General features: G+C 68.7%; 28 protein-coding genes. 12 read left to right on the forward strand and 16 right to left on the reverse strand.

Annotated features, from left to right (window positions below; all coding sequences use genetic code 11):
* Positions 1-109 precede the first annotated feature (109 nt).
* Positions 110-487 (forward strand): nuclear transport factor 2 family protein, encoded by a 378-nt coding sequence (locus FBY40_RS15200; protein WP_141939602.1) that lies wholly within the window; start codon positions 110-112, stop codon positions 485-487.
* Positions 488-515: 28 nt separating this feature from the next.
* Here FBY40_RS15200 and proC read toward each other — a convergent pair whose 3' ends face one another.
* Positions 516-1,358, reverse strand: a complete 843-nt coding sequence (gene proC, locus FBY40_RS15205) for a pyrroline-5-carboxylate reductase (RefSeq protein ID WP_141939603.1) — start codon at positions 1,356-1,358, stop codon at positions 516-518.
* A 95-nt stretch (positions 1,359-1,453) separates the two neighbouring features.
* On the opposite strand from proC, the gene FBY40_RS15210 reads away from it, so the two are divergent.
* Together FBY40_RS15210 and FBY40_RS15215 are read left to right on the forward strand one after the other, a co-directional pair.
* Positions 1,454-2,578 carry an alpha/beta fold hydrolase gene (locus FBY40_RS15210; RefSeq protein ID WP_141939604.1) on the forward strand — a complete coding sequence of 375 codons (1,125 nt, stop codon included), beginning with the start codon at positions 1,454-1,456 and terminating at the stop codon, positions 2,576-2,578.
* Positions 2,579-2,605: 27 nt separating this feature from the next.
* Entirely contained in the window at positions 2,606-3,532 is a 927-nt protein-coding gene (locus tag FBY40_RS15215) for an LLM class F420-dependent oxidoreductase (RefSeq protein ID WP_141939605.1), read from the forward strand.
* Positions 3,533-3,548: 16 nt separating this feature from the next.
* Here FBY40_RS15215 and FBY40_RS15220 read toward each other — a convergent pair whose 3' ends face one another.
* Positions 3,549-3,980: a nucleoside deaminase gene (locus FBY40_RS15220; protein WP_141940225.1), complete on the reverse strand. Its 432-nt coding sequence runs from the start codon at positions 3,978-3,980 to the stop codon at positions 3,549-3,551.
* Positions 3,981-4,058: 78 nt separating this feature from the next.
* On the opposite strand from FBY40_RS15220, the gene upp reads away from it, so the two are divergent.
* Entirely contained in the window at positions 4,059-4,691 is a 633-nt protein-coding gene (gene upp / locus FBY40_RS15225) for a uracil phosphoribosyltransferase (RefSeq protein WP_141939606.1), read from the forward strand.
* A 198-nt stretch (positions 4,692-4,889) separates the two neighbouring features.
* Here the strand turns inward: upp and FBY40_RS15230 are convergent, their stop codons facing one another.
* From FBY40_RS15230 to FBY40_RS15245, 4 genes are all read right to left on the reverse strand, one after another.
* A complete protein-coding gene (locus FBY40_RS15230; RefSeq protein ID WP_124294091.1) occupies positions 4,890-5,210 on the reverse strand; it encodes a DUF3467 domain-containing protein in 321 nt (106 codons plus the stop codon).
* A gap of 46 nt (positions 5,211-5,256) precedes the next feature.
* Positions 5,257-8,811, reverse strand: coding sequence for a TM0106 family RecB-like putative nuclease (locus FBY40_RS15235; RefSeq protein WP_141940226.1), 3,555 nt, complete (start codon positions 8,809-8,811; stop codon positions 5,257-5,259).
* Positions 8,812-9,046: 235 nt separating this feature from the next.
* Entirely contained in the window at positions 9,047-9,733 is a 687-nt protein-coding gene (locus tag FBY40_RS15240; RefSeq protein ID WP_141939607.1) for a DUF6226 family protein, read from the reverse strand.
* Positions 9,734-9,808: 75 nt separating this feature from the next.
* Positions 9,809-10,792, reverse strand: coding sequence for a DUF2332 domain-containing protein (locus tag FBY40_RS15245; protein ID WP_141939608.1), 984 nt, complete (start codon positions 10,790-10,792; stop codon positions 9,809-9,811).
* Positions 10,793-10,903: 111 nt separating this feature from the next.
* Here FBY40_RS15245 and FBY40_RS15250 point away from each other — a divergent pair, with 111 nt between their 5' ends.
* Complete coding sequence (locus FBY40_RS15250; RefSeq protein WP_141939609.1) at positions 10,904-11,509, forward strand: hypothetical protein; 606 nt, start codon at positions 10,904-10,906, stop codon at positions 11,507-11,509.
* Positions 11,510-11,557: 48 nt separating this feature from the next.
* Entirely contained in the window at positions 11,558-11,854 is a 297-nt protein-coding gene (locus FBY40_RS15255) for a hypothetical protein (RefSeq protein WP_141939610.1), read from the forward strand.
* An 8-nt stretch (positions 11,855-11,862) separates the two neighbouring features.
* On the opposite strand, the gene FBY40_RS15260 is transcribed toward FBY40_RS15255, so the two are convergent.
* The 5 genes from FBY40_RS15260 to FBY40_RS15280 all read right to left on the reverse strand — a co-directional run bounded on the left by FBY40_RS15260 (position 11,863) and on the right by FBY40_RS15280 (position 14,542).
* A complete protein-coding gene (locus tag FBY40_RS15260; RefSeq protein ID WP_141939611.1) occupies positions 11,863-12,141 on the reverse strand; it encodes a hypothetical protein in 279 nt (92 codons plus the stop codon).
* 166 nt (positions 12,142-12,307) lie between these two features.
* Positions 12,308-12,916 carry a class I SAM-dependent methyltransferase gene (locus tag FBY40_RS15265; protein ID WP_141939612.1) on the reverse strand — a complete coding sequence of 203 codons (609 nt, stop codon included), beginning with the start codon at positions 12,914-12,916 and terminating at the stop codon, positions 12,308-12,310.
* Positions 12,917-13,231: 315 nt separating this feature from the next.
* A complete protein-coding gene (locus tag FBY40_RS15270) occupies positions 13,232-13,795 on the reverse strand; it encodes a GNAT family N-acetyltransferase (protein ID WP_141939613.1) in 564 nt (187 codons plus the stop codon).
* Positions 13,796-13,839: 44 nt separating this feature from the next.
* On the reverse strand, positions 13,840-14,253 hold the full coding sequence (locus tag FBY40_RS17695; RefSeq protein WP_160141418.1) for a VOC family protein: 414 nt from the start codon (positions 14,251-14,253) through the stop codon (positions 13,840-13,842).
* 43 nt (positions 14,254-14,296) lie between these two features.
* Positions 14,297-14,542 (reverse strand): hypothetical protein, encoded by a 246-nt coding sequence (locus FBY40_RS15280; protein WP_141939615.1) that lies wholly within the window; start codon positions 14,540-14,542, stop codon positions 14,297-14,299.
* A gap of 131 nt (positions 14,543-14,673) precedes the next feature.
* Here FBY40_RS15280 and glsA point away from each other — a divergent pair, with 131 nt between their 5' ends.
* Complete coding sequence (glsA, locus tag FBY40_RS15285) at positions 14,674-15,603, forward strand: glutaminase A (protein WP_141939616.1); 930 nt, start codon at positions 14,674-14,676, stop codon at positions 15,601-15,603.
* Between the two features lie 63 nt (positions 15,604-15,666).
* Positions 15,667-16,074: a GNAT family N-acetyltransferase gene (locus FBY40_RS15290; RefSeq protein WP_141939617.1), complete on the forward strand. Its 408-nt coding sequence runs from the start codon at positions 15,667-15,669 to the stop codon at positions 16,072-16,074.
* On the opposite strand, the gene FBY40_RS15295 is transcribed toward FBY40_RS15290, so the two are convergent.
* The 3 genes from FBY40_RS15295 to FBY40_RS15305 form a co-directional block, all read right to left on the reverse strand.
* Positions 16,058-16,570, reverse strand: coding sequence for a DUF1990 family protein (locus FBY40_RS15295; protein WP_141939618.1), 513 nt, complete (start codon positions 16,568-16,570; stop codon positions 16,058-16,060). The genes FBY40_RS15290 and FBY40_RS15295 overlap by 17 nt on opposite strands.
* 49 nt (positions 16,571-16,619) lie before the next feature.
* Positions 16,620-17,375: a YidC/Oxa1 family membrane protein insertase gene (locus FBY40_RS15300; RefSeq protein ID WP_141939619.1), complete on the reverse strand. Its 756-nt coding sequence runs from the start codon at positions 17,373-17,375 to the stop codon at positions 16,620-16,622.
* Positions 17,376-17,474: 99 nt separating this feature from the next.
* Positions 17,475-17,753: a DUF6412 domain-containing protein gene (locus FBY40_RS15305; protein ID WP_141939620.1), complete on the reverse strand. Its 279-nt coding sequence runs from the start codon at positions 17,751-17,753 to the stop codon at positions 17,475-17,477.
* A 173-nt stretch (positions 17,754-17,926) separates the two neighbouring features.
* On the opposite strand from FBY40_RS15305, the gene FBY40_RS15310 reads away from it, so the two are divergent.
* Positions 17,927-18,136 (forward strand): hypothetical protein, encoded by a 210-nt coding sequence (locus FBY40_RS15310; protein WP_141939621.1) that lies wholly within the window; start codon positions 17,927-17,929, stop codon positions 18,134-18,136.
* Positions 18,137-18,151: 15 nt separating this feature from the next.
* Here the strand turns inward: FBY40_RS15310 and FBY40_RS15315 are convergent, their stop codons facing one another.
* A complete protein-coding gene (locus tag FBY40_RS15315) occupies positions 18,152-19,363 on the reverse strand; it encodes a glycosyltransferase (protein WP_141939622.1) in 1,212 nt (403 codons plus the stop codon).
* 92 nt (positions 19,364-19,455) lie between these two features.
* Here FBY40_RS15315 and FBY40_RS15320 point away from each other — a divergent pair, with 92 nt between their 5' ends.
* The 3 genes from FBY40_RS15320 (at position 19,456) to FBY40_RS15330 (ending at position 22,367) form a co-directional block, all read left to right on the forward strand.
* Complete coding sequence (locus FBY40_RS15320; RefSeq protein WP_141939623.1) at positions 19,456-19,902, forward strand: GNAT family N-acetyltransferase; 447 nt, start codon at positions 19,456-19,458, stop codon at positions 19,900-19,902.
* 2 nt (positions 19,903-19,904) lie between these two features.
* Entirely contained in the window at positions 19,905-20,222 is a 318-nt protein-coding gene (locus tag FBY40_RS15325; protein WP_200829999.1) for a hypothetical protein, read from the forward strand.
* Between the two features lie 66 nt (positions 20,223-20,288).
* Positions 20,289-22,367, forward strand: a complete 2,079-nt coding sequence (locus FBY40_RS15330) for an NAD(+) synthase (RefSeq protein ID WP_141939624.1) — start codon at positions 20,289-20,291, stop codon at positions 22,365-22,367.
* Positions 22,368-22,388: 21 nt separating this feature from the next.
* Here the strand turns inward: FBY40_RS15330 and FBY40_RS15335 are convergent, their stop codons facing one another.
* Entirely contained in the window at positions 22,389-22,946 is a 558-nt protein-coding gene (locus tag FBY40_RS15335) for a hypothetical protein (protein WP_141939625.1), read from the reverse strand.
* Positions 22,947-22,980: the final 34 nt, after the last annotated feature.

Genomic DNA, 22,980 nt, shown 5'->3' on the forward strand with positions numbered 1-22,980 from the left:
CGGCGGAACCGGTTCCACCGGCTCGGAGCGCGCGAATTGCAGGAGTTACGCACACGTCGAGACCGTCAATCCCGTCGCGGCTGTCGGAAGTCCGCGCCAAAATGCCCGCATGACGGACAGACAGCAGACGGATGCCGCGGCGCGCCGCTTCATCGACAGCTACCTCGCCGCCTGGCGTTCCAATGAGCCCGACGACATCAGGGCCCTCTTCACAGAGGACGCCGAGCTGAGGTTCGAGCCGTGGACGACGGCGTTCACCGGTCACGACGCGATCGTGGCCGAATGGCTGCGGCGACAGGACGAACCCGACTCGTTCACCTTCACGTGGGATGTCGCGGGCGTCGACGGCGACCGCGCGTTCATCCAGGCCGAAACGGTCTACGCGGGTGGCCGGAGTTACAGCAACCTCTGGGTGATCGACCTCGCCCCGGATGGCCGGGCGCGGTCGTTCGTCGAATGGTGGATGGACCGCTCGAAGACCAGCTGACGCCCGCCTCGCATCACGCCCGGGGTACTCACGCCCCGGCCGCGAGCTCTTTCGCCCGAGCGAGGGCGGCGTCGGTCGCGCGCGTGAACACCTCGTCGAGACGCGCCTCCTGCAGCACGGCGACGGCGCGCTCGGTTGTGCCCTTCGGGCTGGTGACCCGGCGCCGCAGCTCGGCGGGGTCCTCCCCGGTCGCCGCCAGCAGCGCCGTCGCACCGGCGAAGGTCTGCTCGGCCATGACACGCGCGTCCGCCTCGGCGAAGCCCTTGCCGATCGCCGCACGCGTCAGCTCCTCGATGAGGAGGAAGACGTACGCCGGCCCCGACCCCGAGATCGTCGACAGCGCGTCGATCTGCTCCTCGGGCAGTTCGATCACGGTCCCCACCGTTTCGAAGAGACGGCGGATGACGCGGGCGTCGTCCTCGGTCGCCCGGCTCCCCGCCGCGAGACCGGTGACGGCCTTGCCGACGAGCGCGGGGGTATTCGGCATGGAGCGGAACACCGCGACATCCGTCCCCAGGATCTGCTCGAACGTGGCCAGCGTCACCCCCGCGGCGAGGCTCACCACGATCGTGCCGGGGCGCAGGTGCGGGCCGATCTCATGCAGCAGGTCGGGCACCATCGCGGGCTTCACCCCGACGAGGACGATGTCGGCCTTCGCGGCCGCCCGGGCGTTGGCGTCGGGCTCGTCCTCGAGGGCGAGACTCGTCACCGACGGGACGGATGCCAGCTCCTCGGCCTTCGCGCGGGAGCGGTTGGTCGCGATGATCCCGTTCGTGGCCAGTGCCGACGCCGCGACACCGCGGAGGACTGCCCCTCCCATCGACCCTGCTCCGAGAACGGCGATGGACGGGAGTGTGAAGGCGTCGGTCATCCCGCCATCCTACGAACCCACCCCGACGCGCCCGAGGCCCCGGGCTATAGTCGAAACGGCGGGGCGTGGACGCCCCGGGCGAGAAGGAGACTGCGATGATCACGCCCCCGAATTCGCTCTTCGACGGCATCAGCTCACGAATCATCGACACGCCCGACGTGGCGATCAGCATCCTCGAACGCCGCGGCGACGACCCCGACACGACTCCGCAGAAGACGGTGGTCCTGGTGCACGGCAACGTCTCGTCGGCGCTCTTCTGGCAGCCCACCATGCTCGACCTCCCGAGCGACCTGCGCGTGATCGCCATCGACCTCCGAGGTTTCGGCGGCAGCGAGCACACTCCCGTCGACGCCACCCGCGGTGTCCGCGACTTCAGCGACGACATCTTCGCCGTCCTGCAGGCCCTCGGCCTCCCCACCGCGCATTTCGTCGGCTGGTCGATGGGCGGGGGTGTCGTTATGCAGTACGCCCTCGATCATCCCGTGCTGAGCCTGACACTCCAGGCTCCCGTTTCGCCGTACGGCTTCGGCGGCACCCGCCGTGACGGCTCGCGTCTCACCGACGACGACGCCGGCTGCGGCGGCGGGGGGGCGAACCCCGATTTCGTGGAACGCCTCATCGCGCACGACACCGGCGACGCAGCCCAGACCTCCCCTCGCAGCGTGTTCCGCGCCGCCTACGTCGCCCCGGGCTTCACCACCCCCCACGAAGACGTCTTCGTGGAGTCGATGCTCACCACCTCGACCGCCGAGGGGAACTACCCCGGCAACTCGGTTCCCAGCAAGAACTGGCCGGGCTTCGGCGCGGGACACCTCGGGGTGCTCAACACGATGGCCCCGAAGTACTTCGACGTCTCGGGCATCGTCGATCTCGACGACAAGCCGCCGGTGCTGTGGATCCACGGCAGCGTCGACGCGATCGTCGCCGACGGCTCGTTCTACGACTTCAACCACCTGGGCGCGCTGGGGATCGTCCCCGGCTGGCCGGGGGCCGATGTCGCCCCCGCCCAGGAGATGATCTCGCAGACCCGCGACGTGCTGAAGGCCTACCAGGCAGGTGGGGGCGATGTCACCGAGATCGAACTCGAGGGCACCGGGCACGCCCCGCACCTCGAGCGGCCCGACGAGTTCCGTCGCGCGCTGCTTCTGACGATCGGGTACACCGGCGACCGCCCCGACGCGCCGCCCACCGAGGCGATCGTCATCCGCTCGGCCGACTGACCGTCACGACCTCCGAGCCGCCACGCAATGGAGTACTGCGTCTTCACCGAGCCCCACCTCGGTGCGAGCTACGACGACCAGCTCGCCTTCGCCCAGGCTGCCGAGCGCCACGGGTTCCACGGGTTCTTCCGTTCCGACCACTACCTGAATGGACGTGACGAGGGGCTGCCCGGGCCCACCGATGCCTGGACCACCCTCGCCGGGCTCGCCCGCGAGACCAGCCGCATCCGCCTGGGCACCCTGGTCTCTCCCGTCACCTTCCGCCACCCCGGCGTGCTCGCGATCCAGGTCGCGCAGGTCGACGCGATGTCGGGTGGCCGCATCGAGCTCGGGCTCGGCGCAGGGTGGTTCGAGCGCGAGCACGAGGCGTACGGAATCCCTTTCCCCAAGAACCGATTCGACCTTCTCGAGGAACAGCTGCAGATCGTCACCGGGCTCTGGGAGACACCGGCGGGCGAGAGCTACAGCTTCACAGGTGAGAACTACCGATTGGTGGACGCCCCTGGGCTGCCCAAACCGGTGCAGCAGCCGGTACCCGTGATCATCGGCGGTGCCGGTCGACGGCGCACCCCCGATCTCGTCGCCCGCTTCGCCCGCGAATACAACGTCGGCTTCCCCACCGACGCGCAGATCGCCGAGCGCCTCGACAACCTCCACGCCGCCTGCGAGCGGGTCGGCCGCGACCCGGCGACCGTTCGCCTGTCGGTGGCGATGTCGGTGATCGCCGGCGCCGACGATGCCGAGGTCGCGCGCCGCGCGGGCAGGCTCGGAAAGACGCTCGACGAGGTGCGCGACGGGGTCAACCTCGTCGGCGGGCCCGACGAGATCGGCGAGCGCATCGAACGCTGGCGCTCGTTCGGCATCGAGCGGGTGTACTTCCAGTTCCTCGACAACCACGACGTCGCGCATGTCGACTACGTGGGCGAGGCGGTGCTGCCGGCGCTGCCGCGCTGAGCGACAGCCGCGCGAGTCACCGCCGCGCGGCGAAGAACTCCTGCAGGAGCGCCACGGCCTCGTCGGCACGCACGCCCCCGACGACCTCGGCGCGCACCGGCAGTCGCCGGTCGCGCAGCACCTCGTGCACCGACCCGGCTGCGCCGGCCTTGTCGTCCCAGGCGCCGAACACCACGCGGCTCACATGCGACTGCAACGCCGCGCCGGCACACATCACGCAGGGCTCGAGGGTCACCACGAGCGTGCAGCCCGCGAGATTCCACGAGCCCCGGGATGCCGCGGCTGCGCGCAGCGCGACCACCTCGGCGTGAGCAGTGGGGTCACCGGTGGTCTCGCGCAGATTCCTTCCTTCGCCGATGACGTGCCCCGTGGCATCCGTCACCACCGCCCCGACGGGCACCTCACCCTCGGTCGCGGCCTCGGCGGCGAGCGCGAGCGCGCGCGTCATCGCGGCGTCGTCGGCGGGGTCGGGCTGCACGCCTCCAGCGTACGGACCGACAGCCTCGCAGCGGATACCCTGGGACCCATGCGCCTCCACGTCGCCGACCACCCGCTCATCACCCACAAGCTCACGGTGCTGCGTGACCAGACGACCTCGTCGCCGGTGTTCCGGCAGCTGACGGAGGAGCTCGTCACCCTTCTCGCCTACGAGGCGACCCGGTCGGTGAGGGTCGACCCCATCGAGATCCAGACCCCGGTGTCGCTGACGATGGGCGTGAAGATCAGCGAGCCGCGCCCGATCGTCGTGCCGATCCTTCGCGCCGGACTCGGGATGCTCGAGGGAATGGTCAAGCTCCTCCCGACCGCCGAGGTGGGTTTCCTCGGGATGGTGCGGAACGAAGAGACCCTCGAGCCGACGACCTATGCCGAGCGTCTGCCCGACGACCTCTCCGATCGGCAGTGCTTCGTGCTCGACCCGATGCTCGCGACCGGCGGGTCGCTGGGTGCCGCCGTGGAATTCCTCTTCAAGCGGGGAGCGCAGGACGTCACCGCGATCTGCCTCCTCGGCGCACCCGAAGGGGTCGCCGCGATCGAACGTCAGGTCGGCGACAAGGATGTCACCCTCGTCCTCGGCGCGCTGGATGAGCGGCTGAACGAGAAGGGCTACATCGTGCCCGGTCTCGGTGACGCGGGCGACCGCCTGTACGGCACCGTCTGACGGGATCCAGACCGGTCTCTCGTGAGGGCATAACCGCGGATTCCCGAGCCCTGAGACGAATGTGGCGCGGTATCCGCCCCTCGCCGAACGGACACCGCGCCTGCGCCTTGCGGCGCGAATCCAAGCGTATGACGGGGGCGATTCGGGTTTTCAGGGGGTTGACATCGGCCCTCCGAATGGCTAGTCGGACGGACTCTGTCAGTCGGGGATGACAGGCTCGGTCGGAGGCTTCCGACCGGTCTCCTGCTCCCAGAACTCGAGCTGCTGCGTGAGGGCTTTGGCGAGCTCGAACACCTGCTCGGGAGGGATGCGGATGCGGCTGACCACGCGCGCCGGCACCACCGTGCGACGCTCCCCCGTCTCGGGGTCGGTCTCATCGTGCGGCGGCTGGGCGAGGGTGAGGAAGTCCATCACGAACACCGTCGAGCTGTGCCAGACGTTGGCGAAATCGGCGTAGTTCCCACCGATCAGGTCGGGGGGCAGATCGATCTCGAATTGACGGGGCACCTGGTCGGACATGCGGCAGTTCCTCCTCGCCGGGGGGATGGTGTGGCGTCTGGCGAGTCTATTGGGCGGCCATCGCGGGCTGAACGGGGCTGCGCTCGGCCTTCCCGGTGCCCGGCGCGTCGGTGGCGGACGGATGGGCACCGACAAGGCGCGCGAAACCGCTCAGGCGCGCGACGCCCTCGGGGGTGCGTGGCAGGTCGTCGAGCAGCCCGGGCGAATAGATGAGGTACGCGGTGTGCATCGCGCGTGAGATGGCGACGTTCAGGCGGTTGCGCAGAAGAAGGAACTCCAGACCCCGAGGCGCGTCACGCCCGGAGGACGCCGCGAGCGACACGATCGCCACCGCGGCCTCCTGTCCCTGGAACTTGTCGACGGTGCCGACCGGCACATCGTCGAACCCGGCGGCGGCGAGCGCCTCTTCGACCAGCACCTGCTGGGCGTTGTACGGGGTGACGACGATGATGTCTTTCGCCACGAGGGAACGCACGGGCGTCAGCGCAGCGCCGCCGGTGTCGTCGATGTCGATGCCGGTCCACTCACGCTCGACGAGGTCGCGGACGAGGTCTACGACGATCGCCGCCTCCTCCGGCGACCGGGTGGCGTTGCCCCGATGACGAAGCGGCAGCGGGTGAAGTCCCGGCGCGATGCCCTCCAGAGCGCGCATCGCCGTCGCGGGCTGCGCAGCGAGCTCACCGCGATACGACAGATCGGAAACGGCACGCGCGACGGCGGGGTGCATCCGCCACGATCGGGCGAGGAAGAAGCCGAAGGCGGGCGGAATGACGTCGGCGCCGTCCATGACCCACCCGAGCGCCGAGGTGTCGACCGGCTCGGGGTGGGTGCCCTGGCTCACCTGCGGCAGCTGCTGCGGGTCACCGAGGAGAAGCAGGCGGGGCGAGGCGAGCGAGACCGCGATCGTCGAGGCGAGGGAGAACTGCCCGGCCTCGTCGATGACGAGGAGATCGAGGCTCCCGCGCGGGATGCGCCCCTCATGGGCGAAGTCCCACGCGGTGCCGCCGACGACGAATCCGGATGCCGCGTGCTCTGCCGCGAAGGCTGCGACCCCGTTCTTGGGGATAGGCGTAAAGCGCACCCGCTCCGCGTCCTCGGGTTTCTTCAACGCCTTGCCGACCTGCTGCGGGGCCACCCCCGCGGCCACGATCCGGTCGAGCATGTGCTCGACGACCGCGTGCGACTGGGCGACCACACCGACCTTGTAGCCGTGCTCGGCGACGAGGCGGGCGATGACGTGCGAACCGACGAAGGTCTTGCCGGTGCCGGGCGGTCCTTGCACGGCGAGGTAGCTCCGGTCGAGATCGAGAAGAGCGGCGGTGATGTCGCCGATGTCGTCGCCGGTCTGCGGCGGGAGCGCTCCGGCGCGCGTGCGCGGCGGGCGACGCAGCAGGATGTCGGTGGCCGGGTCGTGAGGAAGCTTCGGCGACGCAGCGACGACGGCGTCGGCCCATGCGTCGATCGCCGTCTGCTGGTTCATCGCCCGCGGCGGCGCGGCGGGCGTCAGTGCGATCGGCAGCTCGGTCCAGGTCTCGCCGTCGATGGCGAATTCCTCCACGATCGCGCCGTCGTCGAGGGTCTCGATGACGGTGACGCGGTGATCGGCATGGATCCAGCGCGACTTGTCGGCGAAGGGGAACGACACCGGCAGCTCGTAGAGCGCGAACGGGTCGCTGCCCTCGCTGATGCGTGTGCCGGGCGCGAGTTCGCCGCGCAGCTCGAGGCGGCGACGGAGGGTGCGCTTTCCCTCCTCCTGATACCAGTCGGTGACGACGTGGCAGCGCGAGGAGTCGAGCATGACGACATCTCGCGTCTCTTCCCACACCGAGGCCGGCTCTCGCAGGCGAAGGAAGTGCGTGGCCCAGAAGGACTTGGCCTCGCGTGGGTAGTAGTCGATCGCGGCCGCGCCGAGGCGGAGCGCACGCGACTCCGCGGAGTCGGCGTCGCGCTGGGCGGCGAGGGCATTCAGCCGGTCGGCGCGCTCGGACGGGGTGTAGGCGTGCTCGTCGGGATCGGGGTTCGGGGTGGGGCGCAGCTGCGCCTCGCGGGCGCGGTCGACCAGCCAGTCGCGCAGGCGCAGCGTCGAGACGCAGTCGTAGCGGTTGTAGTCGGCGAGGTCGTTCAGAATGCGGGCCGCTTCGTCCGCGGCATCCGGGCCGTCCTGTTGAAGCGCTCGGGCCTGCACGTACTTGACGATCGAGTCGTCGCCCTTCTGCACGTCGCTCGTGCGCACCTCGTCGCCCATGTAGAGCGGTTCGAGCTTCTTGATGGAGTAAGAGCGCGAGCCCACGCGGAGTGCCCGCCGCACGATCGGATAGAGGTCGACGAAGACGCCGTCGCGCAGCAGTTGATCGACGTCGGACTCGCGCACGCCGTAGCGCGCCGCCATGGCGAGCAGGTGCGTGGGCTCGTAGGGCGCGTAGTGATAGATGTGCAGGTCGGGGTGGGTCTTGCGCCGGAGGGCCACCATGTCGAGGAAGCGCTCGAGCGCCTCCTTCTCCTCGGCGAACGAGTGCGCCCACAGCGCCGAGTACTGCTCCCGCAGATCCACCCAGCCGAAGAGGTAGTCGATCCCCCAGGTGGTTCCCTCCCCCTCCGTGTAGAGCGGGTCGCCTTCGAAGTCGAAGAAGATGTCGCCCTGGCTCGGGCGCGGGAGCGCGCCGAGTGCCTGCGGCTGCACGACCTCGTAGTTCGGGATGTCGGAAGGCGAGCTGAGCTGTAGCCGCGCCTGGGTGCGCAGCAGCGCGATGGTGTCGGGGTTCATCCCCGTCGGCGCGGTGCCGAGCCGCGCGAGGTCGTCGATCGTCTGGACACCGGCCGCGCGGAGCCGTTCGCGCTGCACCGGCCGCATCCCTGCGACGAGAAGGAGATCGCCCGATGCCACGACCTCCAGGTCGCAGGTCGCGCAGCGCCCGCAGGCGACCACGCCGAGGTCACCGCGAGGGTCGCCCCACGCGATCGGGTCGCCGGCCGCGCCGAGGTCGAGGCGACGATCGGCGATGAGCGTCTGCAGGCGTTCGCGACGCAGCTGGAAGACGGGGAGGAGATCGTCGACCTCGTGGCTGCTGGTGGTGCCGTCGCCGAGCAGCAGTTCGACGCGGTCGGAGCGCGGGATACCGAGTCGGTCGAGTTGGGCGACATAGGCGGCGAGCTGCATGAGCGCGGTGACGCGAGCGTGGCGGGCGAGCTTGGTGTCTTGCACGAGCCACGCGCCGTACTCGTCGCGAACGAGGAAGTCGGCGAACCCGACGAAGTCGTGGGTGGCGAACGTCGCCTGGTAGACGACGTCGGCGTCGGAGTTCAGCGCCGCGTCGGTGAGCCGCACCGCCTCGGCGAGCGCTTCGGCGTCGGAGGAGCGCGTCTCGGGGATCTCGACGACCCCGTCGCCGAACTGCTCGCGGTACCGGGCGAGGACGCGCCGCTCGTGCTCGCCGCCGAGTTCTCCCGCACGGCGCAGTGTCGGGTCATCCGGCTCTTCGACGGGTGCGACGCGACCGAGCTTGGCGTCGATGGCGCGCAGCCACGCGAACTCGCATTCTGCGGCTGCTTTCAGGTCGCTCGCGCTCCAGACGATCCGGCCCTCGTCCTCGATGTACCGCAACATTCCCCTTCCGACCGTCCGCCGCTCGGACCGTCCCCCCGACCCTAACCGGGGCCACCGACGTCGTTCTGTGGGCGCTCGCGGAGGCGCCGCTCACCGCGCATCAGGGCGAACGGGTCAATCGGGCTCGACGGACCCGAACCCTCGCGTTGCACGTTCTACCGCGAACGGGATCGATCAGGGATCCTCGATCGTGCCACGCATACCCGCCGGGCAGGAGCCGAGCGAGGCCGAATCAGTCTGAGTTTTGTACGGTCCAGGGCCGCCATGTGCCGCGGTGGGCTCGGAGGGTCGATGCGGTGGCCGTGGCCAGGGCATCGGCTCGCATGCCGCGTTTCGGGAGCGCGCCGGACCATTCGCGCCGGCGCGTGGGATCTAGCCAGTAGCGTGCATATCCCCGTCTACGTTTGTCCATGCGCTCGGTCAGCCCGTGGCCGGACACTGCAAGGACGACGTGCTCCAGGGAGTCGGCGATCTCCTCCCAGGGTTCATCGCATGCGTCGCAACCGCAGAACCACATATCGAACTCCGAGAACGACCCGGCGAGGACACGGACCGAGCCGGGCACACTGAGGAATCCGATGTGAAGCGGGGCTTGGTCTGCAGCGGTAGGAAGGATCCGAACCACCCGCTCGAACTCGGCAATCGGCCAGTCGTTCAGGATGTCGAAAACCATCGAGAACCGAACGTCATCGTCGACGACGGCATCGTATTTCGCGGCAAGATGTGCGATCAGTCCGTCGGCCACCAAGAAGATCGGCGCGTATCGCTCCTGGTGACTGAAGACATTGGCTTCCGCACCGCGCGGTCCAAGCTCCGGGAACTTCTTTTTCTTTCTTCTCGCGCCATAAGCAACGGGTGTGCCGTTGTCATCCCAGAACTCGACGTCCTCGATCTGGGGGCGTGAATACTCCAGAACCATGGCGAGAGCCTACGAGATCTGCGTGGGTTACTCACTCGATGGACTCCCGACAGACGGATGGCCCCTCGCACGTTGTCAGGTGTGCTGGGTGAGTCCGTCGTAGCTTTGACCGTGTCCTCCGGTGAGCGCGATCGGGATGCCATCCTTCGCGAGGACGAAGCGTGATCCGATCCCGATTCGTCGATCCACTCGTGCCGCGACTGAGGGGAGGGATCCGGGGCCTTCGTTGCTGAGCCAGATGCAATCCAGGGCTGACACGGCTTCCTCGAAGCGATCCCTCGCGTCCGGCGGGAAGTACGCCAACACGGCTGTGTGAAAGACGACGAGCGTTGTTCCCGCGGGTGCCTCAGCGGCCAGCTGCGGCAGAAGCTCAGTTGCGTCGCCGCGATCGATCCGCGGCGGGTCCTCCCGAATCATGGACGCCACTTTGTCGATTCGACGTCGCCGCTCCGTGTGCTCTGGCCACACCAATGTGCGAAGCCATTCCACGTCGTCGGCATCGGCGAACGAGAGCGGGTTCACATCGATCCCCACCCGCCACGTCACGTCGGGTAACCGGGTCGGGATGAAGTCGGGAGCGTTGATCTCACACCGCAACCGGACTGTGCTCCGGTCATCGCTCGGGGCCAGCCACGTGCTCTCACCGTCAGGTGTCACGTACTCGTATCCGTAGCGGTCGGGGAACAAACACGCGCCCGCGGCCGCCCCGACCTCCAGTAGCGCGATCGGTCCGTCGATCGCCGCTAACGCCGGCAGGAGCGTCGCGCAACGGCCAGCTTCATTCGTCTGCTGCGTGCGTGCACGAGCCGTTTCCTCGACATGACCCCAGGACTCGATCAACCACTGACGCACGTCTGCGTAGGGTGCGAGCGGCGCACCATGAAAACGCATCGCAGCAAACAACAGCGGTGCTCTCCGCTTCACATCGGGGAGCCGCTCGATCAGGTCGAGCACCTCACGGTCTCGCGAGATACCGATCGCCCAGTCAAGATAGGTGTCCGATACGCCACGAAACTCCATCTCGGCATGCCAGCGATACCGATCCGCCGTGGTCACCATCGCCCCATAATCGCATTCCCCGACCCAGCTACCTCATGCGCGATCGCCTCGCCTTCGAGTATTCGCGGCTGGTCATTCAGCCGCGCGACGGCCTTCGCTACGGTCGACTCCATGACCGGCAGACCTGTCGAATTGGATGACTCCGGATGGCACACCTGGGTTCGCGACTTCGTCTCTGCCTCTCACCGGGACTTGCCGATGCTGCGCGTATTCCTGCCCTTCATTGACGTCGACGGGAGCTTCGTGCGCTGGTCGCAGTACGTCGATATCGAGCAACACTCCGCGTCGCTGAGCTGGTTCGAAGCGACGCGTCACCTCGTGGAGGAGCACCCCGGGGTTGACGAGCTGGTCTCGTGCATGGGTCAACCGGACGAATCCACCGCACATGCGCTCCGTGAAGCCATCGGTGACATGCAGCTGCGATGCCTCCGATGGGTGGGATACGGCGAGGTGCCCACTACCCCAACCGTTCGCGTGCACGGGGAAGACTACTTCCAAGCCGATCTCATGCCCGCCGATATCGCTGCGGAGCGACGCATCCCGGATTTTGTCTGGGACGCAGAACGGCGATTGGCATGGGGAAGCCGCCTCTACCCAGACTCCCTCGTCATCGCCGCGGAGCTGTCGATCTTCAGGCAGCTCCGCAACGACCCGCGCCTGGACTCTGTATCGGTTAGGGCGGACCAAGACGAACTGCCCCCGAGCAGCGGCGACTGACATCCCCCATAGCGCGATGCGCGATCACCATGCGGCAGGCTTGGCGAGGTGGAGCCGAAGCAAAACGTATGGAACTGGCTGAACGCTGAGGTGCTGCGGTTGCTCAGTGAGCTCGACCCGTATGCGCTCGCCCCGGGCGCCGCAGACGGGGTTCCAGCGGACGAGTACGACATCGAAGCGAAGCCAATCGTCAACATCCTCCAGAGGGGCGGCGAGATCACCGCGGAAGAGGTCGATGCCGTTTGGCAGAGGTGGTTCGGTGAGCCACTGACCGCCGTCGTCGGTAGCGAGCACGTCGACAAGCTCGTCACCGAACTCACGTCACTCGCTCGGCAGCCGCGCTGAATGGTCTGCTATCGGCCGATCGGGTGTCGTCGCCCCAAGAGGAACCCCGCGATGACGCCAAACCCGAGGAGACCGGCGATCGCGATGGCCACTCCGGCCGCGGTGAGCGGCGTCAGCACCACGAGCGAGCTGGGGAAGAAGGCAGCGCCGGAGATCGGCTGGTAGGCGAACCACCCGAACGACGCCATGCCGGCAGAGCTCCCCGCGACGTACAAGATGACGCCGCCGAGCACCAGCAAGCCTGAGATGATCGCCGCGATCACGAGGCCGACCGGCGTTCGACGCATGACGCCCACGATACAGACGGTCGTGCTTTTTGGGCCTTATCGCAGAACAAAGGATCGAGACCGGATTCGCGTCCGTGTGCGATAAGCACCAGACTCGCCCCCCGCGCGGCTGGCGCCATCACCGGTGCTGATTCGTCTCAACGGCGGAGCGGATGCGTACCCGGGCCTACGCAATCCGCCGGCAGAGGATCGCACCCACGGGCCGGTGTCCCCGCTCGGTTCTCCGATAGGTCTCGACGATTTCGAAGCCGTGCGTCTCGAGGATCGATTGCAGAGCAGACACCGGCCACCGGTACGCGGGCATGACGGCGTGATCGAACTCTTCAATCACCGCGCCGTCGAAGAACCCGAGCACGAGAGTTCCGTCCGGGCGCAGGACACGCGAGAACTCCGCGATCGGCCGAACGATACGGGACGGATGATGGTGAATCGTCGAGAACCAGGACAGCACGCCGCCGAAGAAGTCGTCAGGATGCTGCAGCTTGTCGATGTCCCCGACTGAGAATCGGATGCCTGGGAAGGCTGAGCGTGCGTGCACGATGAAGTCGGGAACGACATCAATGCCGCAGACGTCGACCCCGCTGTCAGCTAGGTATTTCGTCCAGTGCCCGGGTCCGCAGCCGGCATCCAGCACCGGCCCGCTCACCATCCCGGTCCAGCTGTCGATGAGTTGACGATCTGCCGCGTGGACTGCGTCCATCGAACCGAGCAGGTCGACGTACTCCGCAGCCCGCCAGGAGTATGCCTCGGTCGCGTCCGTCACCGCGCCGAGCATAGCGACCACCCGCGCCGAGGGAGCGGCCGCGAGTTGATGGCGAGGTGCCGACCGGTCGCCGATCGCTCAGATACGTTCGGCTCGGGACTTCTCCTCGGCCGATGCGGAGATGAGAGGAACCTTGACGAGCCCAAACAATCATCTGCGGACTGTTCTTCTCTCGGCGCGACCCCCGAAACGGGACAAGCGTCGGCACCCTGTCCATCGGGTCGCTGATCTCCACGGGCGTCATGCTCGCCAACCCGGTGTTCGCGAACCCCTACACGTACGGGCCGCTTGCACTGTCGGCACTGCTGGCGGGGAATAGCTGGATGGCTACCGCATGGGTCTCCATTCATGCTCGAGGATGCTCATCATGACGTCGTCGTACCAACGTCCGCCGACCAAGGCGGCGTCGCGTTCGCGCCCCTCCTCAACGAAACCACAGCGGCGGTAACACCGGATCGCGCGATGGTTGTACTCGAGCACTCGCAGGTCGATCCGGTGGAGATTCACTACCTCGAACCCGTGTTGAAGAACGGCCAGAGTGATCTCGGTGCCGAGCCCGAGTCCGAGTCCATCCGGATCCAAGATACCTATGGCATAACGGGCACGACGGTCCGCGGGGACGATGGCGTGAAGTCGGGCGGTGCCGATGAAGCGCCCCGCGTACTCGACGGCCCAGTGAGTGGCGCCGTTGTCGGCGGTGACCTCCGCGAACCACGCTTCTGCTGCTGGGAGCGTCAGCGGTTGCGGCGTGTCAGCGGTTGGCGTGCCCCCGAACATACGAATGATGTCCGGGTCATCCCCTAAGGCTGCACGGTCGGCGATGTCGGACCGCCGGAACGGTCGCAGCCGTGTCCGCGGGGTCTCCAGCGTGGGCGGTTCGATGTGCGCCATCGCCCGATTCTGCCGGATCGCGTGAGAGTCCAACCCGGCGAGAATCAGGTGGAAGAAGACCGGTCACCGCCCAACACCTGCCCGCGGGCACGACCGTCACTGCAGGCAGAACTCGTTCCCCTCCGGATCCTGCAGCTGGTAATAGCGCTCCGGCCATGGACCCCACTCTGCTCCACGAGCCTCACCACGGTGGCGCCGAGCGCGACGAGCCGGTCCTTTTCGGCATCGAGAGCGGCTTCGTCTCCCGGGTCACGCGTGGCGGTGACGTCGAGGTGCAGTCGATTGCGGCCACGTTTCGGGCCATCCGCGTGATGGAAGAACAGCCGCGGGCCTACGCCTTCGGGATCTTCCGCCAGTCCCCGCTTCTCCAGGTCGTCCGTGGTGAGTCCGGAGTCGAGAAGCTGCTGTCGTAGAGGGTCTTCCCAGCCCATGTGCGGGTAGCCGAAGACCGACGCCATCAGTCGCCTTTCGCCGTGCCGTCATCGTGACCCTCAGACGCGCTCAGCTCCCGGACTGCTCGTCTTCCTCGGGTTCGAAGCTGGAGGGCTCCCCGGTGTGCCCCGCGGCGACGCCGTCCGGCTCATCGGGAATCGTCCCGTCCTGCCCGAGTCCCCCGGGCTTTTCGTCACCGTCCGAATCGGCGGAGTTCGCCGCATCGGCGTTCGACTCCGGCATTTCGATGTCCGGGCCTTCGTAGCCGTCCTCGGCATCGGCGAGCGGGTCGTGGCTGTGCGAGTCATGAGTCATCGTGAGCGCCTTCCTTCCGGGTTCACCTCCAGCGTCCACCCGAGGCTCCGGAGAGGAGATGGGGTTGACAACGTGGTCGATGACATCGGTCCGTGACCACCATCATCCGACTTCCGTGACAAGGTCGACCCATGACCGCCGCCGCTGACCCGAGCTCGTACGACCTCGACGCGCTGCGCTCGCGCGTCCTCCCCCACGACGACGGGACCGTCGACGACAGCATCCCCCGCCTTGCAGAAGCCGACCCAGAGCTCTGCGCCGTCGCTCTCGCCCTGAAGGACGGCACCGTCCGCGGCAGCACGCACGCCGACACTCCCTTCGCCATGCAGTCGTCGGTCAAGCCCTTCCTCTTCGCCCTGGCCCTCCTCGACACCGACGGCGACGCCCTCCACCGGGTGGGCATCGAACCGACCGGCGAGGCCTTCGACGCGATCAAGCTCGAAAGCGGCACCGGTCGCCCGCCGAACCCGATGGTCAATGCGGGCGCCCTGCTGACCGCATCCCTCGTCGACGGCGGCGACGTCGAGGGCAGAACCGACCGCATCATCCGCGGGCTCTCCGCGTTCGCCGGCCGACCCCTCGAGATCGACGAGCGCACCGCCAGCGAGGAGCGCGAGCACGGCGAACGCAACCATGCCCTCGCGCATCTCATGCGCGCCGAAGACACCCTCCACGTCACCGCCGATGACGCCGTCGAGGTCTACGGGAGGGCGTGCGCCGTGCTGCTCGACGTCGAGGCCCTCGCGGTGATGGGTGCCACCCTCGCCTTCGGCGGCGTCAATCCTGTGACGGGCGAACGCGTCGTGCCCAAGCCGATCGCACGCGACGTCGTGTCGGTCATGGCGACCTGCGGGGTCTACGACGGCTCGGGAACATGGATGCGACGCGTCGGCGTCCCCGCGAAATCCAGCGTCTCGGGGGCGATCGTGCTCTCTGCCCCTCGCATGCTGGGCGCCGCCGTGCTGAGCCCCCCTCTCGACGGGCAAGGCACGAGCGTGCGAGGGCGGATCGCGAGCGAAATCCTCAGCGACGACCTCGGACTGCACGTCTTCGCGACGTAGCGAGAGCCCCCGCCTTCCCATCGGCCTGGCCGCAGCCGCGCCGCATCCCGCCAGAATGAGCGGATGGAGTACGACGTCGACGCCGATCCCGGGCGAGTTCGGACGGACGCCGTGTGGGCGTGGCTGTCGACCGAGGCCTACTGGGGGCGACAGCGCTCGCGCGCCGACGTGGAGACGCAGATCGCCGGCGCCTGGCGCGTGGTCGGGGCCTACCGCGTGGACACCGGCGAGCAAGTCGGCTTCGCGCGCGCCGTGTCCGACGGCGTCACCTTCGCCTACCTCGCCGACGTCTTCGTGACCGCGCCGCACCGCGGCCGCGGGCTCGGCAAGCGGATCCTCGAGCTGATGATCGACGACGGGCCGGGAAGGGACTTCCGGTGGGTCCTCTTCACCGGCGACGCGCATGGGCTCTACGCAGAGTTCGGTTTCGAGGCCCCCGACGCCACGGCCATGGTCAGACCGGCGCGCTGAAGCCGGGAGAGTCCAGCGCCTGCAGGTAGCGACGCGTCATGTGCGCCTGGAAGCGACGCGCGACGGGCCCTCCGAGCAGCGTGAACCAGCGACCGGGGCGTGAAAACGCGACGATCGTGAAGACGACGTCGCCCGAAACGTCGAGCCGCAGTTCGAAGCGCTCCTCCCCACGCTCGGGATGGCCCGGCAGCGTGCCGTAGGCGAACCCGCACGAATCGGCCGTCCGCTCGGCCCACACCACGCGGCACGGGATCCGAAAGACCAGCGGGCCCAGACGCACCCGCATCTCGACGCGTGCCCCTTCGCGAAGCGGGGTCTCCGACATCTGCACCTCCGCCCCGGCTCGGCGCTGCACCTCCCCCGCGAGAAGTAGATCGGCCGCACGCGCGAAGTCCGCCCGGCCGTGCCCGATCACACGCTTCAGGCGAGTGTGGTGATAGCCCGCGGGCAACTCGCCACCCGTCGCGCCGACCTCGGCATAGGTCAGATCGTCCACACCTCCACGCTAAGTGCCGGGGGCGCCGCCGGGCGGCATCCGGTTTTCTTCAGGCGCTTGTTGCCGGCTCGACCGGAAACCGCCGACGCAGCACGAGCCGCTGCACCAGGGTCCACGAGACCGTGACGAGGAGGTAGAGCGCTGCGGCGAGGGGGGCGAAGAGCGCGACCACGGCGGTTCCGAACTGCAGGAAGCCCGCCATTCGCGCGACAGCCTCACCGCCGGGAACTCCTTCTGACGCCGCGACATCGGGTCGGAGGAGCCGCCGCGTGACCTCGGCGACGAGAACGATCAGCACGAGGATGACTCCGAAGACGAGGGCGGCCGGCGCCGTGACCGTGCCGCTCACGATCGATCCCGCGAGGCTCGCACCGAGCGGCACGCCGAACAGCTGCTCGCTGAGGAGCGCGTTCGGGTGCCCCGCGATCACCGGATAGAGGAACAGCGCGTAGACGACACCGACGATCGGTGCCTGCACGAGCACGGGAGCACAGCCGGCCAAGGGCGAGGCCTTCTCGTCGGCGTAGAGCTTCATCGTCTCGCGCGACATCCGCTCTCGATCGTTCCTGTATCGGCGCTGGAGCGCCCGGAGTCTCGGCGCCAGCCGAGCCCGCGTCTGCTCGGCCCGCGCTTGCGCGATGCCGGTGGGGATGAGGATCGTGCGAACCAGAAGGGTCAGGAGGATGACGGCGAGAGCAGCGGATGCCGCGCCGGCGACGGGCTGCAGAAGGGCGGCGAGTCCCATGAGCAGCTCATAGGCCGCGTCGAGGATGGCCGCGATGGGCGGGAAGGAGAGGGGGTCCACAGTGAGTCCGTTCGTCGATGGGGAGGGGTCGCGGAACGGCCGCGATGGACATCGACGAAGACGGAACGACCCGCGAGCGCGGGCGGAGGACGTCGAGTGCTACGCGGCCGAAGCCGCGGCCCCGGGAGCCCGCGAACGGATGTGTCCCGCGGCATCGGGATCGCTCTGCGCCACCAAGACGGAGACGTCGATGGCGCGCTCCGCGCCGGTGCGCGATGCGCCACCTTCGGCAAGCGACGCGGTCGTCAGCAGCAGAGCGACGAGGAGAGCGGCGGCGGCGGCGAGCACCCAGACGGCCGCAGAGTCGGAAGGACTCAGCGCAATCGCGCCCGACAGCGTCAGGAGCACCTGGAAGAAGGAGGTCACCGCGTCGAACATCGCGTGGCTCCTCCCCTCGACCCGCTCACGGTAACACGGAGGCAGATGAGGCGTCGGGCGCGCGACCCGATACCGGAATCTGCGCGTCGTCTGGCTGTAACGCACAAGACCTACGATTCGACGAGGCCGAGCCCCTGGTTCTGCCGACCCGATTGCGAGACGAGGTGGGAAGCGTGACCGCACCGCAGTACGAGATGAGCGTGTGGGAACGCTATGCCACCGAGTTCGCCCTCGTGTTCGCCGACACCCCCACCCGCATCCGAGCCGTGCGCGAGGCGTACTTCGTGCACGGCTTCGATGTCGATCTGATCGAGCAGATCAGCGGCTTCCCGATCTGGCGGATCCGGCAGGCGATCCGCACGGGGCCGTCCCGTTCCGACTGAGCGGCTGCCCGTCCCTCACCCCGCGACGACCGACTCGAGATGGTCGACGGCGCCGGCCGCCCCGGGCTCGCGACGAAGGGTCTCACCGAGGGCGGCCGCGCGCTCGCGCATGACGCTGTCGCGTAGCATCCGCTCGAGCGACCGGCTGAGCACCTCCACGGTCAACCGCGACTGCGGGACAGGCGCAGGTGAGACGCCGAGGCGGTGGGTGCGGCTCCCCCAGAACGGCTGATCGGCGCCGAACGGCGCGATGAAGGTCGGCACCCCTGCGCGAAGCGCCGCGCCGGTCGTTCCCGCGCCGCCGTGGTGCACGGTCGCCGCGACGCGGGGGAAGAGCCAGCCGTGCGGCACGGCGGTGACGGCGCGAACATCGGGCCTCGGCGCCGTCCCGGCGAGACCGCCCCACCCGGTGAGCACGACGGCGCGGACGCCGACAGCCGTGACGGCCTGCGCGACGACATCGAACAGTCGCTCGGGCTCCGGGCCGAGCATGCTGCCGAAGCCGATGCTCACGACCTCGGATGACTCCTCGAGGAACGCACCCAGGTCCGGCGAGATGTCGACGGCGGCCTCGTGCGGAAGCGTCCACCATCCCGTGGCGATGCGTCGCGTCGCGCGGTTGGAATTCACCGGCACGACGGCGGGGCTGAATCCGTACACGATCGATGGAAGCATCACCGTGGGCGTCGTTCCGACGCCGACGGCCCGCCGCGCGACACGCTCGGGGCCGACGAGGAGAGCGGTGGTCCCGACCTGCGTGACGACGTGTGACAGTCGGCGGCCGAGCGCCCCCAGTCGGTCCAACCGGGGAGACAGTGGTCCGGGGTACTCGCCGCTCGGGGCATCGAGCGGCTGGAGGTGAGCGCGCAGGAGCGGCACCCCCAGAGCCGCAGCCACCGGCCGTGCGAGACCCATGCCGCCGATGCCGGCGACGAGCAGATCGGTTCCCTCGGCCGCATCCCGCACGTCACGCGCCCAGACGGGCACGAGGTCCGCGACGTGACGGCCCATCTCGCGGAGCGACGATCGGTCGGCGTGCGCCGAGATGGCCTCGCGATCGACACCGGAGAGCGGGATGAAACGGATGCCGGCCTGAGCGAACGCGGTCGCGTAGTCGTCGGGTGCTGCCGCCCGCACCTCGTGACCGCGCTTCGCCGCCTCGAGACCGAGCGCCAGATAGGGTTCCACCCCGCCACGGGTGTCGTTGGCGATGATCGTCACATCCACGAGGACATTATGTGCAGTCACTGTAAGTTATGTCCAACCGCGTTCCGGTCGCCTCCGTCGCCGATGTCCCCGGCCGTCGCTACGGTTCGGGCATGAGCGCACTTCGATTGGCAGAACTCGACGCGGACAACCTCGGAGCGGCGGTGAGGATTCCGCCGGACGTAGGCGAGAAGGCGTACGTCGCACCTGTCGTCTTCTCCGTCGCCCAGGCGTACGTCACCCCGACGGCTTGGCCACGCGTCATCCTCGACGGTGACACCGTCGTCGGCTTCGTGATGGCCAATTGGGACCCCGAAAATGAGGTCCCCGCGTTCCGCGGCGGCATCTGGCGTCTCAACGTGGCCGACGAGGCGAAGGGTCGCGGATTCGGCCGCTTCGCCGTGGAGGCGGTCGCGGCCGAAGCGCGGCGTCGCGGCTATGACGAGATCACCGTGCTCTGGAACCCGGCTCCTGACGGCCCGGAGCGGTTCTACCTGCGCGTGGGTTTCGAGAAGACCGGCGAGCTGTTCGGCGAGACCGTCGGAACCCGGAAGGTGTGACCATGACCGAGGCGAGGGCTGTGGTCAGGATGTGGCGGGGCGCCGTGCACACAGAGCACGCCGACGAGTACGTCGCCTACGTCGAACGCACCGGCATGGCGGAGTATCGCGCAACGACCGGGAACCTCGACGCATGGATCCTCACCCGGGATCTGCCCGACGGAACGACGGAAATCGTCACCGTGTCCCGCTGGGAGAGCTTCGAGGCCATCCGGGGATTCGCCGGCGACGACATCGACGTCGCCGTGTTCTACCCCGACGACGATCGCTTCCTCGTCGAGCGCGACGAGGTGGTGCGTCACTGGGTTCAGGCGTCGTGACGTGGCCGTACCGTCGACCGCCGCAAGGGGGCTTGCCGGACGAGACCCGCCTGCCAGACTGAGGGCATGAGCCTGCCGTTCGAGAGCGCCTACCGTCACGGCTTCGCACGCGCCGCGGCCTGCACCATCCCGGTCGCGATCGCCGACCCGGCGACCAATGCGGCCGCGGTGCTCGACACCGTTCGCGAGCTCGACGGTGACGCGGTCGCCGTGGCGCTGTTCCCCGAGCTGTGTCTCACCGGATACGCCATCGACGACCTCTTCCTCCAAGACGCCGTGCTCGACGGCGTGGTCACCGCCGTCGAGCAGCTCGTCGCGGCATCCGAGGATCTCATGCCCGTGCTCGTCGTCGGCGCGCCGCTTCGGCACCGGAACCGCCTCTACAACTGCGCGGTCGTGATCCACCGCGGCGAACTTCTCGGTGTCGCGCCGAAGTCGTACCTCCCGACCTATCGCGAGTTCTACGAGCGGCGCTGGTTCGCGCCCGGAGACGACCAGCGCGGCGAAGACATCCAGGTCGGCTCCCTTCAGGCGCCCTTCGGGCCAGACCTGCTCTTCGAAGCGCTCGACGTGCCCGACCTCGTGATCCATGCCGAGGTCTGCGAAGACCTCTGGGTGCCGATTCCGCCGTCGTCGTCTGCGGCGCTCGCGGGTGCGACCGTCCTGTTGAACCTCTCCGGGAGCCCGATCACGATCGCGCGCGCCGAAGATCGCAAAGACCTCTGCAAATCGCAGTCACTGCGATGCCTCGCCGGCTACGTGTATGCCGCGGCGGGCATGGGCGAGTCGACGAACGACCTGTCGTGGGACGGGCAGACGATGATCTACGAGGGCGGCAATCTCCTCGCCGAAACCGAGCGCTTCCCCGACGGTCCGCGGCACGCGGTCGCCGACATCGACCTCGACCGGCTCCGCCAGGACCGCATGCGACAGGGCACCTTCGACGACAACCGACGCACCCTGCACGCCGACGCGATGTTCCGCACCGTGCATTTCCGCCTCGACCCGCCGGCGCGCGACATCGGCCTGCGGCGCGTGCTCGACCGCTTCCCTTTCGTTCCCGACGACCCCGCGCGGCTCGCCCAGGACTGCTACGAAGCGTTCAACATCCAGGTCTCGGGCCTCGAGCAGCGGATGCGCGCGATCGGCGGTCCGAAGCCGGTCATCGGCGTGAGCGGCGGGCTCGATTCCACCCACGCTCTCCTCGTCGTGGCGCGGGCGATGGATCGGATGGGACGCCCGCGCAGCGACATCCTCGCCTACACGATGCCGGGATTCGCGACGTCGGACCACACCAGATCGAACGCCATCGCCCTCGCCGAAGCCCTCGGTGCGTCGATCGAGACGATCGACATCCGGCCCGCCGCGACCGAGATCCTGAAGGGCATCGACCACCCGTTCTCGGGCGGCGAGCCGGTCTACGACGTCACGTTCGAGAACGTGCAGGCCGGCATCCGCACCGACTTCCTCTTCCGTCTGGCCAACCAGAACGGCGGCATCGTCATCGGCACCTCCGACCTCTCCGAGCTGGCTCTCGGGTGGGCGACGTACGGCGTCGGCGATCAGATGAGCCACTACGCCGTGAACGCCGGTGTGCCGAAGACGCTCATCCAGCACCTCATCCGCTGGGTGATCTCGCGGCCCGAGACCGAGGGCGGGTCGACCGCGCTGTCCGATCGCGCCGTCGAGGTGTTGCAGTCGGTGCTCGACACCGAGATCAGCCCCGAGCTCGTGCCGGCGGGCGAGGACGGCGAGATCCAGTCGACCGAGAGCAAGATCGGCCCGTACTCGCTCAACGACTTCACGCTGTTCCACGTGCTGCGGTACGGCCTGCGGCCGTCGAAGATCGCCTTCCTCGCCGAACGCGCGTGGAGAGATCCGGATGCCGGAGCGTGGCCGCCCGGCTTCCCCGCCGACGACCGGTACGCCTACGAGCTCCCCGAGATCGTCCGGTGGCTGCGGAATTTCCTGCAGCGCTACTTCGCCTTCGCCCAATTCAAGCGCTCGGCGATCCCGAACGGACCGAAAGTCTCGCCCGCCGGGTCGCTGTCACCGCGGGGTGACTGGCGCGCGCCGTCGGACGGCAACGCCGCGGCGTGGCTCGCCGAGCTCGACGCCGCACTGCCGCAATTCGCCGGCGACTGAGGGCCGAAGGGCCGGCAGGCCTCAGAGACCGGTGTCGCGCACCCCGACACGGTCGGGGATGTCGAAAGCGAGCCGAGGCAGCCACGTCTCGGGTTCCGGCCAGGGGCGCGAGGACGGCAGGGCGGCCAGAAGGCGCCGCAGCGCGGCATCCCTCGGCGACGTCGGCGACGCTGCCGGCAGCACTCGACGCGGAGCGCGGTAACCGAGCGCGCCGCACCACCAGTGCCGCCATGTGTCGTCGGCCTCGGCCGGGTCGAGCACGATGTAGTAGTCGGGCATGATGGCCGCGCCGTCCTCGAATTGAGCGAGGGCGTTCTCGACCTCGACCTCGAGCACACCGAGGGTCGAACGTGCCTCGAACAGTTCGACCCAGGCGGCCGCGACGTGCTCGAGAGGGTCGGCATCGTGGACCACGAGCGGAGCGGATGCGGCGGCGATGCGCCGCGCTCCGAGAGCCGGCTCGCTCCCCTGCAGGCTGAGGGTCTCCACGCCCGGGACGCTGCGGAGAACGTGCAGCGCCTCCTCCGAGGCGGAGCCCACGACGGCGACGACGGTTCCGGAAGCGGATAGTGACACCATGCTTCACATTACGTCGGTGTCAGGCGGGCGGCAC

This window comes from Microbacterium sp. SLBN-154 (assembly GCF_006715565.1).
Taxonomy (GTDB): domain Bacteria; phylum Actinomycetota; class Actinomycetes; order Actinomycetales; family Microbacteriaceae; genus Microbacterium.

What these genes read in the sequence shown, in the direction of transcription:
- FBY40_RS15270 (WP_141939613.1), bottom strand. Translation starts at nt 13,795, where the DNA reads ATGGCGCACATCGAACCGCCCACGCTGGAGACCCCGCGGACACGGCTG.
- FBY40_RS15260 (WP_141939611.1), bottom strand. Translation starts at nt 12,141, where the DNA reads ATGCGTCGAACGCCGGTCGGCCTCGTGATCGCGGCGATCATCTCAGGC.
- FBY40_RS15335 (WP_141939625.1), bottom strand. Translation starts at nt 22,946, where the DNA reads ATGGTGTCACTATCCGCTTCCGGAACCGTCGTCGCCGTCGTGGGCTCC.
- FBY40_RS15320 (WP_141939623.1), top strand. Translation starts at nt 19,456, where the DNA reads ATGAGCGCACTTCGATTGGCAGAACTCGACGCGGACAACCTCGGAGCG.
- FBY40_RS15240 (WP_141939607.1), bottom strand. Translation starts at nt 9,733, where the DNA reads ATGGTTCTGGAGTATTCACGCCCCCAGATCGAGGACGTCGAGTTCTGG.
- FBY40_RS15210 (WP_141939604.1), top strand. Translation starts at nt 1,454, where the DNA reads ATGATCACGCCCCCGAATTCGCTCTTCGACGGCATCAGCTCACGAATC.
- FBY40_RS15280 (WP_141939615.1), bottom strand. Translation starts at nt 14,542, where the DNA reads ATGACTCATGACTCGCACAGCCACGACCCGCTCGCCGATGCCGAGGAC.
- FBY40_RS15265 (WP_141939612.1), bottom strand. Translation starts at nt 12,916, where the DNA reads ATGCTCGGCGCGGTGACGGACGCGACCGAGGCATACTCCTGGCGGGCT.
- FBY40_RS15325 (WP_200829999.1), top strand. Translation starts at nt 19,905, where the DNA reads ATGACCGAGGCGAGGGCTGTGGTCAGGATGTGGCGGGGCGCCGTGCAC.
- FBY40_RS15330 (WP_141939624.1), top strand. Translation starts at nt 20,289, where the DNA reads ATGAGCCTGCCGTTCGAGAGCGCCTACCGTCACGGCTTCGCACGCGCC.
- proC (WP_141939603.1), bottom strand. Translation starts at nt 1,358, where the DNA reads ATGACCGACGCCTTCACACTCCCGTCCATCGCCGTTCTCGGAGCAGGG.
- FBY40_RS15200 (WP_141939602.1), top strand. Translation starts at nt 110, where the DNA reads ATGACGGACAGACAGCAGACGGATGCCGCGGCGCGCCGCTTCATCGAC.
- FBY40_RS15220 (WP_141940225.1), bottom strand. Translation starts at nt 3,980, where the DNA reads ATGACGCGCGCGCTCGCGCTCGCCGCCGAGGCCGCGACCGAGGGTGAG.
- glsA (WP_141939616.1), top strand. Translation starts at nt 14,674, where the DNA reads ATGACCGCCGCCGCTGACCCGAGCTCGTACGACCTCGACGCGCTGCGC.
- FBY40_RS15245 (WP_141939608.1), bottom strand. Translation starts at nt 10,792, where the DNA reads ATGGTGACCACGGCGGATCGGTATCGCTGGCATGCCGAGATGGAGTTT.
- FBY40_RS15305 (WP_141939620.1), bottom strand. Translation starts at nt 17,753, where the DNA reads ATGTTCGACGCGGTGACCTCCTTCTTCCAGGTGCTCCTGACGCTGTCG.
- FBY40_RS15290 (WP_141939617.1), top strand. Translation starts at nt 15,667, where the DNA reads ATGGAGTACGACGTCGACGCCGATCCCGGGCGAGTTCGGACGGACGCC.
- upp (WP_141939606.1), top strand. Translation starts at nt 4,059, where the DNA reads ATGCGCCTCCACGTCGCCGACCACCCGCTCATCACCCACAAGCTCACG.
- FBY40_RS15215 (WP_141939605.1), top strand. Translation starts at nt 2,606, where the DNA reads ATGGAGTACTGCGTCTTCACCGAGCCCCACCTCGGTGCGAGCTACGAC.
- FBY40_RS17695 (WP_160141418.1), bottom strand. Translation starts at nt 14,253, where the DNA reads ATGGCGTCGGTCTTCGGCTACCCGCACATGGGCTGGGAAGACCCTCTA.
- FBY40_RS15230 (WP_124294091.1), bottom strand. Translation starts at nt 5,210, where the DNA reads ATGTCCGACCAGGTGCCCCGTCAATTCGAGATCGATCTGCCCCCCGAC.
- FBY40_RS15250 (WP_141939609.1), top strand. Translation starts at nt 10,904, where the DNA reads ATGACCGGCAGACCTGTCGAATTGGATGACTCCGGATGGCACACCTGG.